The organism is Leclercia sp. TB492 (genome assembly GCF_049974505.2).
In the GTDB taxonomy this organism is placed as follows: Bacteria; Pseudomonadota; Gammaproteobacteria; order Enterobacterales; family Enterobacteriaceae; genus Enterobacter; species Enterobacter adecarboxylatus_C.
The window spans coordinates 769,828-783,415 of the sequence record NZ_CM127572.1 but is presented as its reverse complement, the minus strand read 5'-3'; the positions used below and the strand labels follow the sequence as shown (position 1 = coordinate 783,415).

The 13,588-nt window shown below is 55.8% G+C and carries 8 protein-coding genes; 2 read left to right on the top strand and 6 right to left on the bottom strand.

Annotated elements, in window-relative coordinates; translation table 11 throughout:
• Positions 1-7: 7 nt before the first annotated feature.
• Both yacL and acnB read right to left on the bottom strand, forming a co-directional pair.
• A complete protein-coding gene (yacL, locus tag ACP4QI_RS03645) occupies positions 8-370 on the bottom strand; it encodes a protein YacL (protein WP_142488261.1) in 363 nt (120 codons plus the stop codon).
• 163 nt (positions 371-533) lie between these two features.
• Positions 534-3,131 (bottom strand): bifunctional aconitate hydratase 2/2-methylisocitrate dehydratase, encoded by a 2,598-nt coding sequence (gene acnB / locus ACP4QI_RS03640; RefSeq protein ID WP_142488260.1) that lies wholly within the window; start codon positions 3,129-3,131, stop codon positions 534-536.
• A 409-nt stretch (positions 3,132-3,540) separates the two neighbouring features.
• Between acnB and ACP4QI_RS03635 the strand changes: the two genes are divergently transcribed.
• Both ACP4QI_RS03635 and ACP4QI_RS03630 read left to right on the top strand, forming a co-directional pair.
• The gene (locus ACP4QI_RS03635) at positions 3,541-5,142 is read left to right on the top strand and encodes a DUF3300 domain-containing protein (RefSeq protein WP_426495558.1); all 1,602 of its coding nucleotides are present in this window, start codon (positions 3,541-3,543) and stop codon (positions 5,140-5,142) included.
• Positions 5,143-5,153: 11 nt separating this feature from the next.
• Positions 5,154-5,948, top strand: a complete 795-nt coding sequence (locus ACP4QI_RS03630; RefSeq protein ID WP_426495557.1) for a DUF2950 family protein — start codon at positions 5,154-5,156, stop codon at positions 5,946-5,948.
• A 57-nt stretch (positions 5,949-6,005) separates the two neighbouring features.
• Here the strand turns inward: ACP4QI_RS03630 and lpdA are convergent, their stop codons facing one another.
• From lpdA to pdhR, 4 genes are all read right to left on the bottom strand, one after another.
• A complete protein-coding gene (gene lpdA / locus ACP4QI_RS03625; RefSeq protein ID WP_142488257.1) occupies positions 6,006-7,430 on the bottom strand; it encodes a dihydrolipoyl dehydrogenase in 1,425 nt (474 codons plus the stop codon).
• A gap of 175 nt (positions 7,431-7,605) precedes the next feature.
• Complete coding sequence (aceF, locus tag ACP4QI_RS03620) at positions 7,606-9,504, bottom strand: pyruvate dehydrogenase complex dihydrolipoyllysine-residue acetyltransferase (RefSeq protein WP_426495556.1); 1,899 nt, start codon at positions 9,502-9,504, stop codon at positions 7,606-7,608.
• A 14-nt stretch (positions 9,505-9,518) separates the two neighbouring features.
• Positions 9,519-12,182, bottom strand: coding sequence for a pyruvate dehydrogenase (acetyl-transferring), homodimeric type (gene aceE, locus ACP4QI_RS03615; RefSeq protein ID WP_142488255.1), 2,664 nt, complete (start codon positions 12,180-12,182; stop codon positions 9,519-9,521).
• Positions 12,183-12,303: 121 nt separating this feature from the next.
• A complete protein-coding gene (gene pdhR / locus ACP4QI_RS03610; protein ID WP_103947083.1) occupies positions 12,304-13,068 on the bottom strand; it encodes a pyruvate dehydrogenase complex transcriptional repressor PdhR in 765 nt (254 codons plus the stop codon).
• Between the last annotated feature and the right edge of the window lie 520 nt (positions 13,069-13,588).

Sequence of the window (13,588 nt, the reverse complement as noted above, 5' to 3'; positions counted from 1 at the left end):
CCGGATATTACTTCTGTTTCATGAAATCGCGGTAGGCCGCCACCACCTGAAGAAAGTCTTCCACGCCGCACAGCGACAGGCTCTCTTCATCGTAGTAGTTCATCCCCTCTTCCATCTCGTCACCGGAAAACTCCAGCTGGTTGGCGCGCACCATCACCTCTTCACCGTCCATCCACAGCGTGTATTCATGCCCGGTGCGTTGCCAGGATCGTTCACTGCCTTTAATCGCGCGCGCAGCCTGTTCCACTTCATCGAGCAGGCTCAGGTTCTCTTTCACTTCCTCATTGAACCAGTGACCGACCACCTCGTGGCCCATCGACATACGCACTTTCACCACCCCGGTGATATCACGCAGAAATTCGTAATCCATAGTATTTTCCTCTGCAAAGCCCTTGAAGTAATTATCGCAGCACAGGGGAAGAAAAAAAGCGGAACGCGTGGAAGGAATGAAAATAAAAAACCCACCGCGGTTGCGATGGGTCTTGTAGGCCCGGTAAGCGTAGCGCCACCGGGCATTCAGACGGGTGCGGTGATTATACTGCTGTCTGGAAGATCACCCCGTCAGCCTTCTCGGTGTACTGAGAGAGCTGATCGAAGTTCAGATAGCGATAGGTATCTACCGCGGTCTTATCAACCTGCGCCACAAAGGTCTGGTACTCTTCCGGCGTTGGCAGCTTGCCAATCAGCGCCGCAACTGCCGCCAGCTCCGCAGAGGCCAGGTAGACGTTTGCACCGGTACCTAAACGGTTCGGGAAGTTACGGGTTGAGGTGGAAACCACAGTCGCACCGTCAGCCACGCGCGCCTGGTTGCCCATACACAGGGAACAGCCAGGGATTTCGATACGCGCCCCGCTCTTACCGAACACGCTGTAGTAGCCCTCTTCGGTCAGCTGAGCCGCGTCCATACGGGTTGGCGGTGCCACCCACAGACGGGTCGGCAGCTGGCCTTTGTGGGTATCCAGCAGTTTACCGGCAGCACGGAAGTGACCGATGTTGGTCATACAGGAACCGATGAACACTTCGTCGATCTTGTCGCCCTGGACGTCAGAGAGCAGACGCGCGTCGTCTGGATCGTTCGGTGCACACAGGATTGGCTCTTTGATGTCGGCCAGATCGATGTCGATAACCGCCGCGTATTCTGCGTCAGCATCGGCTTCCAGCAGCTGTGGATCCGCCAACCATTTCTCCATGCCCTGAATACGACGCTCCAGGGTACGACGGTCGCCGTAGCCTTCAGCGATCATCCACTTCAGCAGCACGATGTTGGAGGTCAGGTACTCTTCGATTGGCGCCTGGTTCAGCTTGATGGTACAGCCCGCAGCGGAACGCTCAGCGGAGGCATCGGTCAGTTCGAACGCCTGCTCAACTTTCAGATCCGGCAGACCTTCGATCTCGAGGATGCGGCCAGAGAAGATGTTTTTCTTACCTTTCTTCTCAACGGTCAGCAGGCCCTGTTTGATGGCGTACAGCGGGATCGCATGGACCAGGTCACGCAGGGTGATGCCCGGCTGCATTTTACCTTTGAAACGCACCAGAACGGATTCCGGCATGTCCAGCGGCATCACGCCGGTTGCAGCCGCAAAGGCCACCAGACCAGAGCCCGCCGGGAAGGAGATCCCAATCGGGAAACGGGTGTGGGAGTCACCACCGGTACCGACGGTATCCGGCAGCAGCATGCGGTTCAGCCAGGAGTGGATCACGCCGTCGCCCGGACGCAGAGAGACACCGCCGCGGTTCATAATGAAGTCCGGCAGCGTGTGGTGCGTGGTGACGTCAACCGGCTTCGGATAGGCCGCGGTGTGGCAGAAGGACTGCATCACCAGGTCAGACGAGAAGCCCAGGCACGCCAGGTCTTTCAGTTCGTCACGGGTCATTGGACCGGTGGTGTCCTGAGAGCCCACGGAGGTCATCTTCGGCTCGCAGTAAGCACCCGGACGGATACCGGCTACGCCGCATGCGCGACCCACCATTTTTTGCGCCAGAGAGTAACCACGGTTGCTTTCCGCAACGTCTTTCGCCTGACGGAATACGTCGCTGTGCGGCAGACCCAGCGCTTCACGCGCCTTGGTGGTCAGGCCGCGACCGATGATCAGCGGGATACGGCCACCGGCACGCACTTCGTCGATCAGCACGTCGGTTTTCAGCTCAAAGCTTGCCAGCAGTTCGTTGGTTTCGTGGTTGCGCACTTCGCCTTTGAACGGGTAAACGTCAATCACGTCGCCCATGTTCAGGTTATTCACGTCAACTTCGATTGGCAGTGCGCCAGCATCTTCCATGGTGTTGAAGAAGATAGGGGCAATTTTGCCGCCGAGGCACAGACCGCCGCCGCGTTTGTTCGGCACGTGAGGGATGTCATCGCCCATAAACCACAGCACGGAGTTGGTCGCGGATTTACGGGAAGAACCGGTACCGACGACGTCACCGACGTAGGCCAGCGGGAAACCTTTCTGCTGCAGCGCTTCGATCTGCTTGATCGGGCCTACGGCACCCGGCTGATCCGGCTCAATGCCTTCACGGGCGTTTTTCAGCATCGCCAGGGCGTGCAGTGGGATATCCGGGCGTGACCAGGCATCCGGCGCCGGAGAGAGGTCATCGGTGTTGGTTTCGCCGGTCACCTTGAAGACGGTGACGGTCATTTTTTCCGCCAGCGCAGGGCGGCTCAGGAACCATTCAGCGTCAGCCCAGGACTGCATGACCTGCTTCGCGTAGGTGTTGCCCGCTTTCGCTTTCTCTTCGACGTCATAGAAGTTATCGAACATCAGCAGCGTATGGGACAGGGCTTTGGCGGCAATCGGCGCCAGCGTATCGCTGTCCAGCGCATCAATCAGCGGATGAATGTTATAACCACCCTGCATGGTGCCGAGCAGTTCAATCGCTTTTTCAGGGGTAACCAGTGGGGAGGTTGCGTCGCCTTTAGCAATCGCAGCAAGGAAACCGGCTTTGACGTAGGCGGCTTCATCGACGCCTGGCGGTACACGGTTGATCAACAGATCTAACAGGAATTCTTCTTCGCCTTGTGGCGGATTCTTCAGCAGCTCGACGAGCCCAGCCATCTGGGTAGCATCTAAGGGTTTCGGTACAATCCCCTCGGCGGCACGTTCTGCTACGTGCTTACGGTATTCTTCTAGCACGACGGTTCTCCTCGCTCTCATTGTCATATGCGGCCGGCGTTCTCTTCACGCTCCTGTGAGACAGCAGTTTGTAGGGTAAATGCCCGATACCGCGTCGGGCAGCATAGCAGGATTTTCACACAGTGTTAATCCGTTTACAAAAAAGCAACATTAAATTGTTTGCTGAATCGTTAAGCATGGTATAGCGGCGTGGCGGGAAGAATTTTCTCCGCAAAAAAGCAGCTTGCGAGTGTCTTTTGAAACCCCAACGGATTCTGCGTCATCGGATATAATCTGTGTAATAAATGCTCACACTCTTTCTCCGGCCGGTCGGCACGGTTCCCAGTTTAAGTCAAAAAAGTAATACCCGGGTGCATATACTCGCGGCAACGTAAACGCCTTACGGCCTCGCTCTCGTCGGAGTCTTATTATGAAGTTGCCCCTTAAGCCACATCTGCTTGCTCTCCTGTGTAGCGCCGGGCTGTTAGCCGCCTCAGGCGTCGTCTACGTTAATAGCCGCGCACCGGATACCCTCACTCAGCCACCGCCACCCGTACAGCCCGCGCCGACAGCGCAAACCGCCCCGGCGGCTGTACCTCAGGTGCCGGTGGCCTACACCGCAGCGCAAATCGATCAGTGGGTTGCCCCGGTTGCCCTCTACCCGGACGCGCTGCTGTCGCAAGTGTTGATGGCCGCCACCTATCCGGCGAACGTGATCCAGGCGGCCCAGTGGTCGCGGGATAATCCCCGCATGCAGGGGGATGCGGCGGTGCAGGCCGTCGCGGGGCAGCCCTGGGATCCGAGCGTGAAATCGCTGGTCGCCTTCCCGCAGCTGATGTCGCTGATGGGGGAAAATCCGCCCTGGGTGCAGAATCTCGGCGACGCGTTTCTTGCCCAGCCGAAGGATGTGATGGACTCCGTTCAGCGCTTACGCCTGCTGGCGCAGCAGACCGGCGCCCTGCAGTCCACACCGCAGCAGACGGTGACGACGGTGGCGAAAACCGAACCACCAAAAGCCTCTGCTTCGACCTCAACCTCAACCTCAACCTCGACATCATCCCCTGCCCCGACGGTCATCAAGATTGAATCCGCCGATCCGCAGGTAGTGTACGTCCCGACCTACAACCCCAGCACGGTTTACGGCACCTGGCCGAACACCAGCTACCCACCGGTCTATCTGCCGCCGCCTCCGGGGGAGCAGTTCACCGACAGCCTGGTCAAAGGGCTGGGCTTCAGCCTCGGGGTCGCCACGACCTACGCCATCTTCAGCAATATCGACTGGGATGACGATGATGACTGGGATCACGACCATCATGGGGGCGATCACCACGGTGGCTATTCGCGTAATGGTGATAACAACATCAACATCAACGTGGATAACTTCAATAAAATCAGTGGCGAGCGACTGGATGCCAACCGCGGCTGGCAGCACAACCCGGCCTATCGCGGCGGCGTGCCCTACGCCACCAGCCAGCTGAATAACCGCTATCCGCAGAACAACACCGCCGTGCGCCGGACCGCCAATACCAGCGTCAGGGCCACAACGCCGCAAAGTACGGTTAATCGCGACGCCCAGCGCCAGGCGGCAATGACCCAGATGGAGCGTTCAACGGGCAAAAATCTGTCCCAGACGGCGCGTCCGGCTACCCGTGACGGGCAGCGTCAGGCGGCAAACCAGCAGCTGAATCAAATCTCCCGGCGCGATAACTACCGGGGATACGACAGCGATCGCCCGCATACCGCAAAACGGGAAAGCAATACCCAGCGTACGGCGACACGTCATGAGACCGCCCGCAAGACGCAGCCGCAACAGCGCAGCGAGCAGACCCGGCAGCGGGCAACGCAGACGCACCAGCGGGCCAACGCCCTCAGCGGCAACGACAGCCGCTCGGCCAACTGGCAGGCGCAGCAGCAGCGTGGGATGCAGAGCCGTCAGCAGTCGGCCCGCAATCTGGAACAGCGCAGCGGCGGCAGAGCCCAGATGTCTGAACGCCGGGGCGGCGGTGAACACCGTGAACTACGTCATCGTTAAGGGAGACGACAATGAAAAGTAAATTACTTAGCGCAATGATGCTGTTCATGGTATCGACCGGCGTCTTTGCCCAACAGCATTTCAGCACGCCCGAACAGGCAACCGATGCGCTGGCGAAGGCGATTAACGAGCAGAACGACAAAGAGCTCGGCAACCTGCTCGGCGAGGACTGGCGCACCTTTTTACCGTCCGATGGCGTTGACCCGGAAGCGGTGGATCGCTTTAAGCGCGACTGGCAGGTGAACCATCACACGGTGATCGACGGCGACATGGCCTGGCTCACCGTGGGCGAGTACCACTGGCAGCTGCCAATCCCGGTGGTGAAACGCGCCGAGGGCTGGCAGTTCGATATGCAGGAAGCCAAAGAGGAGATCCTCAACCGCGAAGTGGGCCGCAACGAGCTGGCCGCCATCGAGGCACTGCACGCTTACGTGGATGCGCAGGAGAGCTATTACGCCCTCACCACCCAGTATGCGCAGAAAATTGTCAGCAGCGAGGGTAAAAAAGACGGGCTCTACTGGCCGGTGAAACCCGGTGAAGCGCCCAGCCCGCTCGGCCCGGCTTTCAGCCCGAAAGAGCCGGGTCAGGGGTATCACGGCTACCATTTCCGCATCCTGCCGGACAGCATATCAGGCTTTGCGATGATCGCCTGGCCGGTGAGCTACGGCGAGACCGGAGTGATGAGCTTTATGATTAACGGCAACGATCGGGTGTGGCAGGCCAATCTGGGCGAGAAGTCAGCGGAGGAAGCGAAAGCGATGCCGACCTTTAACCCGGACGATGGCTGGCAACTGGTGGCGCAGTAGGTTTTTGCAGGATAAAAAAAGCGGCTCGAGAGCCGCTTTTTTCATGCCGGAAGAAAATTACTTCTTCTTCGCTTTCGCGTTTGGCAGGTCAGTGATGCTGCCTTCGAACACTTCTGCCGCCAGGCCAACAGACTCGTGCAGAGTCGGGTGAGCGTGGATGGTCAGCGCGATGTCTTCAGCGTCACAGCCCATTTCGATCGCCAGACCGATTTCACCCAGCAGCTCGCCGCCGTTGGTGCCGACAATCGCACCACCGATCACACGGTGAGTCTCTTTGTCGAAGATCAGTTTGGTCATACCGTCTGCGCAGTCGGAAGCGATAGCACGGCCAGAAGCAGCCCACGGGAAGGTGGCGGTTTCGTAGCTGATGCCTTTCTCTTTCGCTTCTTTCTCGGTCAGACCCACCCAGGCAACTTCTGGCTCGGTGTAAGCGATAGATGGGATCACTTTCGGATCGAAGTAGTGCTTCATACCGGCAATAACTTCTGCGGCAACGTGGCCTTCGTGAACACCTTTGTGCGCCAGCATTGGCTGACCGACGATATCGCCGATAGCAAAGATGTGCGGCACGTTGGTGCGCAGCTGCTTGTCAACGCGGATGAAGCCACGGTCGTCAACTTCCACGCCCGCTGCACCTGCATCCAGGTTTTTACCGTTCGGCACACGGCCGATAGCCACCAGCACGGCGTCGTAACGCTGTGGCTCGGATGGGGCTTTTTTGCCTTCCATGGAAACGTAAATACCGTCTTCTTTCGCTTCAACGGCAGTCACTTTGGTTTCCAGCATCAGGTTGAACTTCTTGCTGATGCGTTTGGTGAAGACTTTAACGATGTCTTTGTCAGCAGCCGGGATAACCTGGTCAAACATTTCAACCACGTCAATCTGTGAACCCAGCGCATGGTATACAGTGCCCATTTCCAGACCGATGATACCGCCACCCATAACCAGCAGGCGTTCAGGAACGGTTTTCAGCTCCAGCGCATCGGTGGAGTCCCACACGCGTGGATCTTCATGTGGAATGAATGGCAGTTCGATCGGACGGGAGCCCGCCGCGATGATCGCGTTGTCGAAGTTGATCACGGTTTTGCCGTTTTCGCCTTCCACTTCCAGGGTGTTTGCCCCGGTAAATTTACCCAGACCGTTTACCACTTTCACTTTACGGCCTTTGGCCATACCGGCCAGACCGCCGGTCAGCTGAGTGATAACTTTCTCTTTCCAGGTACGAATCTTGTCGATATCGGTTTTCGGCTCGCCGAAGACGATACCGTGTTCAGCCAGCGCTTTGGCTTCTTCGATAACTTTGGCTACGTGCAGCAGCGCTTTAGAAGGGATACAGCCGACGTTCAGACAAACACCACCGAGGGTGTTGTAACGTTCTACGATGACGGTTTCCAGACCTAAATCCGCGGCACGGAATGCTGCGGAATAACCTGCCGGGCCTGCCCCAAGTACTACGACCTGAGTTTTGATTTCTGTGCTCATCATGACCTCTTAATTTATACCCGTCGTCCACCGGGTCGTTCTATCCGCTCGCATTTTACAAAATTGTTAACAATTTTTAAACAACAAACGGCTCACGAATTTTTGCTTTCGCCAATAAACTCACGAACTGCATGAGATTACCAGAAAAAAGCCGGCCGTCAGGCCGGCTCTTCGATTACATCACCAGGCGGCGAATGTCGCTCAGGGTGTTGTTGATGATGGTAATGAAGCGCGCACCATCAGCACCGTCGATCACGCGGTGGTCGAAGGAGAGAGAAATCGGCATCATCAGACGCGGCATAAACTCTTTACCATTCCACACCGGCTCCATCGCAGACTTGGAGACACCGAGGATCGCCACTTCCGGCGCGTTCACGATCGGCGCGAAGTGGGTGGTGCCCAGGCCGCCGATGCTGGAGATAGTGAAGCAGCCGCCCTGCATTTCGCCGGCAGTCAGCTTACCATCACGCGCTTTCTTGGAGATCACGGTCAGTTCACGGGACAGCTCAGTGATGCTCTTCTTGTTCACGTCTTTGAAGACCGGAACAACCAGACCATTTGGCGTATCAACCGCAACACCGATGTTGATGTATTTCTTCAGCGTCAGCTTCTGGCCGTCTTCGGACAGGGAGCTGTTGAAGCGTGGCATCTGCTCAAGCGCCGCAGCAACGGCTTTCATGATGAAGACCACTGGGGTGAATTTCACGTCCAGTTTACGCTTCTCAGCTTCGGCGTTCTGCTGTTTACGGAACGCTTCCAGATCGGTGATATCAGTTTTATCGAAGTGGGTAACGTGCGGGATCATCACCCAGTTACGGCTCAGGTTCGCACCAGAGATCTTCTGGATACGGCCCAGTTCCACTTCTTCGATTTCGCCGAACTTGCTGAAGTCCACTTTCGGCCATGGCAGCATGCCCGGGATACCGCCACCGGTGGCTGCAGCAGGTGCAGCTTCGGCGCGTTTCACCGCGTCTTTCACGTAAGCCTGAACGTCTTCGCGCAGGATACGGCCTTTACGACCGGTGCCTTTCACTTTCGCCAGGTTCACACCAAATTCGCGCGCCAGGCGACGAATCAGCGGAGTCGCGTGGACGTAAGCGTCGTTTTCAGCGAACTCAGATTTGCCTTCCGCTTTCGCAGCTGGTGCCGCAGGTTTAGCAGCCTGAGCCGGTGCAGCAGCAGGTGCCGGAGCGGCAGCGGCAGCCGGAGCCGCAGCAGGCGCAGCGCCTTCCACTTCGAAGACCATAATCAGGGAGCCGGTAGACACTTTGTCGCCGGTGCTGATTTTGATCTCTTTAACGGTACCCGCGAACGGCGCAGGCACTTCCATAGAAGCTTTGTCGCCTTCAACGGTGATCAGTGACTGTTCAGCAGCAACTTTGTCGCCCACTTTCACCATCACTTCGGTCACTTCAACTTCGTCACCGCCGATGTCCGGTACGTTAACGTCTTTCGCACCGCCAGCCGCGGCTGGAGCAGCAGCCTGTGCCGGAGCAGCAGCCTGAGCAGGGGCGGCAGCAGGCGCTGCGCCTGCCACTTCGAAGACCATGATCAGGGAGCCGGTAGACACTTTGTCGCCGGTGTTGATCTTGATCTCTTTAACGGTACCCGCGAACGGCGCCGGGACTTCCATAGAGGCTTTGTCGCCTTCTACGGTGATCAGAGACTGCTCGGCCGCAACGGTATCGCCTACTTTCACCAGGATCTCAGTGACTTCAACTTCGTCACCGCCGATGTCAGGCACATTGACTTCTTTCGCGCTCGCGGCAGCTGCTGGAGCAGCGGCGGCCGGAGCGGCTTCTTTCTTCTCTTCCTGCGCAGGTGCTGCAGCTGCTGCACCGTCGGCGGAATCGAAAATCATGATCAGTTTGCCAGTCTCGGTTTTATCGCCAACAGAGACTTTGATCTCTTTAACGATGCCAGCCTGTGGAGACGGGACTTCCATAGAGGCTTTGTCGCCTTCTACGGTGATCAGCGACTGTTCAGCTTCAACTTTGTCGCCTACTTTGACCAGGATCTCGGTGATTTCAACTTCATCAGCCCCGATGTCCGGTACATTGATTTCGATAGCCATTATTCTTTTACCTCTTACGCCAGACGCGGGTTAACTTTTTCTGCATCGATGTTGAATTTGGTAATTGCATCCGCAACCACTTTCTTATCGATTTCGCCACGTTTAGCCAGTTCGCCCAGTGCTGCTACAACCACGTAAGAAGCATCAACTTCGAAGTGGTGACGCAGGTTTTCGCGGCTGTCAGAACGACCGAAGCCGTCAGTACCCAGAACGCGATAGTCATCAGCTGGTACGTAAGTACGAACCTGCTCAGCGAACAGTTTCATATAGTCAGTAGAAGCCACCGCTGGCGCGTCGTTCATCACCTGAGCGATGTACGGAACGCGTGGGGTTTCCATTGGGTGCAGCATGTTCCAGCGCTCACAATCCTGGCCATCACGTGCCAGTTCGGTGAAGGAGGTTACGCTGTAAACGTCAGAACCTACGCCGTAGTCGTTCGCCAGGATCTGTGCTGCTTCACGGACGTGACGCAGGATAGAGCCGGAGCCCAGCAGCTGAACTTTACCTTTGCTACCTGCAACGGTTTCAAGTTTGTAGATACCTTTACGGATACCTTCCTCGGCACCTGCTGGCATGGCCGGCATGTGGTAGTTTTCGTTCAGGGTGGTGATGTAGTAGTAAATGTTCTCTTGCGCTTCACCGTACATACGGGTCAGACCGTCATGCATGATGACTGCCACTTCGTACGCGTACGACGGGTCGTAAGAGATACAGTTAGGGATAGTCAGAGACTGAATGTGGCTGTGACCATCTTCGTGCTGCAGACCTTCACCGTTCAGGGTCGTACGACCGGAAGTACCACCTACCAGGAAGCCGCGAGCCTGTTGGTCGCCAGCCTGCCAGCACAGGTCACCGATACGCTGGAAACCGAACATGGAGTAGTAGATGTAGAACGGGATCATCGGCAGGTTGTTAGTGCTGTAAGAGGTCGCAGCAGCCAGCCAGGATGCGCCTGCACCCAGCTCGTTGATACCTTCCTGCAGGATCTGACCTTTCTCGTCTTCTTTGTAGTATGCAACCTGCTCGCGGTCCTGCGGGGTGTACTGCTGACCGTTCGGGCTGTAGATACCGATCTGACGGAACAGACCTTCCATACCGAAGGTACGCGCTTCGTCAGCAATGATTGGAACCAGACGATCTTTGATCGACTTGTTCTTCAGCATCACGTTCAGGGCACGAACGAAGGCAATAGTGGTGGAGATCTCTTTGTTCTGCTCTTCCAGCAGCTGAGAGAAGTCTTCCAGCGCTGGCAGTTCCAGTTTCTCAGTGAAGTTCACCTGACGGGACGGCAGGTAGCCGTTCAGTTTCTGACGCTGAGCGTGCAGATAGGTGTGCTCTTCAGAACCTTCAGGGAAGGTGATGTAAGAGAGGTTTTCAACCTGCTCGTCGGTTACTGGAACGTTGAAACGGTCGCGGATATAACGCACGCCGTCCATGTTCATTTTCTTAACCTGGTGCGCGATGTTTTTACCTTCGGCAGTGTCACCCATGCCATAACCTTTAACGGTATGAGCCAGGATTACAGTTGCTTTGCCTTTGGTTTCCTGCGCTTTTTTCAGTGCAGCGTAGACTTTCTTCGGATCGTGACCACCACGGTTCAGGGCCCAGATCTGATCGTCAGTCCAGTCTGCAACCAGCGCTGCGGTCTCAGGGTATTTACCGAAGAAGTGCTCACGTACGTAGGCACCGTCTTTGGATTTGAAGGTCTGGTAGTCGCCGTCAACGGTTTCCTGCATCAGCTGAAGCAGCTTACCGCTGGTGTCTTTACGCAGCAGCTCATCCCAACGACCGCCCCACATGACTTTAATCACGTTCCAGCCAGCACCTGCGAAGATGCCTTCCAGTTCGTTGATGATCTTGCCGTTACCGGTTACCGGACCATCCAGACGCTGGAGGTTACAGTTGATGATGAAGCACAGGTTGTCCAGCTTCTCACGGGTCGCGATGGTGATCGCACCTTTAGATTCTGGCTCATCCATTTCGCCGTCGCCCAGGAAGGCGTAAACGGTCTGCTGGGAGGTGTCTTTCAGACCACGGTGTTCCAGATATTTCAGGAATTTAGCCTGGTAGATCGCACCGATTGGACCCAGACCCATGGATACGGTCGGGAACTGCCAGAATTCTGGCATCAGTTTCGGGTGCGGATAAGAAGACAGGCCTTTACCGTGAACTTCCTGACGGAAGTTGTTCATCTGCTCTTCAGTCAGACGACCTTCCAGGAACGCACGTGCGTAGACGCCCGGAGAGATGTGGCCCTGGAAGTACACCAGGTCGCCGCCGTCTTTCTCGGTGCGCGCGCGGAAGAAGTGGTTGAAGCACACTTCATAAACGGTTGCAGAAGACTGGAAGGAAGCCATGTGGCCGCCCAGCTCCAGATCTTTTTTGGACGCGCGCAGAACGGTCATGATGGCGTTCCAGCGAATTGCAGAACGGATGCGGCGTTCCAGATCCAGATTGCCCGGGTATTCCGGTTCGTCTTCGACGGCAATCGTGTTTACGTAGTTATTAGCCCCTGCACCTGCAGCTACTTTCACGCCACCTTTGCGGGCTTCAGAAAGCATCTGTTCAATCAGATACTGAGCGCGCTCAACACCTTCTTCACGGATGACCGATTCGATCGCCTGTTGCCAGTCGCGAGTTTCGATCGGATCCACGTCATTTTGGAGACGTTCTGACATGGGGGTATTCCTTATCTATCTAATACGTTGATTTGTCTGGAACCTGTCCCATTGTATTCTTGGGCAAGAACACAATAAGACAGGTTCTGCGTTTAGTTGCCGCGCTCTAAAAAACTGGCGCTTAATCCTTTCGTTGCTGTATGCGGCGCAGTGAACGTTCTCTACGACTCTGTTCACGGCTGCGGTCCAGCAAGATTTCCTCAATGAAAGCCAGGTGACGGTGCGACGCTTCACGCGCCTGCTCCGGCTCCCCGGCCATTATCGCCTCGAATACACGAGTGCGATGGTTGCTGACCAGCGGGAGCATCTCCCGACGGGCATACAACAATTCAAAATTCTGACGAACGTTCTGGGCAAGCATTGGCTCCATGCAGCGTAGCAGATGGAGGAGCACCACGTTGTGGGCTGCTTCAGTGACGGCAATTTGATACTGGACGACGGCGTCGGACTCGGCGTCGAGATCGCCGGACTGTTGGGCCCGTTCAATGGCCTGATGGAGTTCGCGAATGCGTTCACGATCTTCATCATTGCTGCGCAGCGCCGCGTAGTAAGCCGCGATGCCTTCCAGCGCGTGACGGGTCTCAAGCAGATCGAACTGGGATTCTGGGTGGTCGGAGAGCAGCTCCACTAACGGGTCGCTGAAACTCTGCCACAGGCTGTTTTGCACAAAGGTTCCGCCACCCTGGCGACGAAGCAGTAAGCCCTTGGCTTCGAGACGTTGGATCGCCTCACGCAGCGAGGGACGGGAAACGTCGAACTGTTTAGCCAGTTCGCGTTCAGGTGGCAGTTTTTCACCGGGGCGCAGGGTCCCCTCAAGGATCAAAAACTCCAGCTGCTGCTCAATCACATCGGATAATTTTGGTTGGCGAATTTTGCTGTAGGCCATATTCCCTGTCTTACGCCTTTTTGCCCGGAGTCAATTGGTCTTACCAATTTCATATTCGTATCGCTAAAGTAACAAAGTATTCACCTTCTGTCCATATTGGTTTTGACCGAAATCAGTAAACCCTGCTTATTTTAACAACCTTACAGAAATAACGTTTCAAAAATGTAACTCTGCACAAATGAATTGATTACTCCCAAAGAGGCAGTTTTAACTTTATCGAAACGGGGAAAAGTGCGATCTGAACCGATTTAGCGGAGCAAAAAGTGAAAAACTGCCCACTTATGGAGCATTTTTATTCTATAGGTTGATAAAGGGACTTAAACGGGACGATTTACAAATGCTTTCTTTTTATTCGAACTCGCTTTCTCCTCGCATAAAGCAGGTGCATTCGCCGTCGCTTAACACTATTCTTCCAAATACGGAAGACACATCCGGTTTTTTCAGCCAATTGAACCGTAAACTAATAAATACATGAAATGGAATTTCATAATTACACACGCCAGAGCGTGAACATAACAAC

Bases quoted from the DNA above. Each gene is read 5' to 3' on its own strand.
- aceF (WP_426495556.1), bottom strand. From the start codon at position 9,504: ATGGCTATCGAAATCAATGTACCGGACATCGGGGCTGATGAAGTTGAA.
- lpdA (WP_142488257.1), bottom strand. From the start codon at position 7,430: ATGAGCACAGAAATCAAAACTCAGGTCGTAGTACTTGGGGCAGGCCCG.
- yacL (WP_142488261.1), bottom strand. From the start codon at position 370: ATGGATTACGAATTTCTGCGTGATATCACCGGGGTGGTGAAAGTGCGT.
- pdhR (WP_103947083.1), bottom strand. From the start codon at position 13,068: ATGGCCTACAGCAAAATTCGCCAACCAAAATTATCCGATGTGATTGAG.
- aceE (WP_142488255.1), bottom strand. From the start codon at position 12,182: ATGTCAGAACGTCTCCAAAATGACGTGGATCCGATCGAAACTCGCGAC.
- ACP4QI_RS03630 (WP_426495557.1), top strand. From the start codon at position 5,154: ATGAAAAGTAAATTACTTAGCGCAATGATGCTGTTCATGGTATCGACC.
- ACP4QI_RS03635 (WP_426495558.1), top strand. From the start codon at position 3,541: ATGAAGTTGCCCCTTAAGCCACATCTGCTTGCTCTCCTGTGTAGCGCC.